Annotated in this window: 1 protein-coding gene; it reads left to right on the top strand. The window is 68.4% G+C overall.

Annotated elements, in window-relative coordinates:
- Window positions 1-22: 22 nt before the first annotated feature.
- A complete protein-coding gene (locus FGX59_RS37125; protein WP_138473501.1) occupies window positions 23-736 on the top strand; it encodes a ribonuclease activity regulator RraA in 714 nt (237 codons plus the stop codon).
- Window positions 737-766 lie beyond the last annotated feature (30 nt).

Here is a 766-nt window from a genome sequence, read left to right as displayed (position 1 = left end):
GGCATCCATGGGAGGATCCCGCATGAACGAGGAAACCCGCGAGAAGCTGAAGGGCGTGTCGGTGGCGACGCTGGCCACGGCGCTCTTCAAGCGCGGCTTGAGAAACCAGGTCATCCAGGGCGTGCACCCGCTCGGATGGAGTGGCGAGAACATGGTCGGCCCGGCCTTCACGCTGCGCTACATCCCCGCGCGCGAGGACCGCAACACGCTGGCGGAGTTCCGCAATCCCGGGCATCCGCAGCGCGTCGCGATCGAGACCTGCCCGCCGGGCAGCGTGATGGTGATGGACAGCCGCAAGAACCCGGTCTCGGCCTCGGCGGGCGACATCCTGATCACCCGGCTGATGAAGCGCGGCGGGGCGGGCGTGGTCACCGATGGCGGCTTCCGCGACGCGGCGACGATCGCGGAGCTCGACATCCCGGCCTATCACACCCGGCCCTCGAGCCCGACCAACCTGACGACCAACGAGGCGATCGCGATCAACGAGCCGATCGGCTGCGGCGACGCGCCGGTCTTCCCGGGCGACATCATCGTCGGCGACGCGGATTGCGTGATCGTGATCCCGGCGGAGATCGCCGACGAGATCGCCGGGGAGGCCGTCGAGATGACCGCCTACGAGGATTTCGTGGTCGAGCAGGTCAAGGCCGGCGAGCCGATCATCGGCCTCTATCCCCGCGTCAACGAAGAGAAGTACCTGCCCCTCTTCGAGGCCTGGCGCAAGGCAAACAACCGCTGACAGACCCGCCCCGGCGAAAGCCGGGGCCTC

Source organism: Poseidonocella sp. HB161398 (assembly GCF_005870025.1).
Classification (GTDB): domain Bacteria; phylum Pseudomonadota; class Alphaproteobacteria; order Rhodobacterales; family Rhodobacteraceae; genus Mangrovicoccus.
Note: the sequence above shows the minus strand (reverse complement) of the source record. Positions and strands in the feature narration are given on the sequence as shown.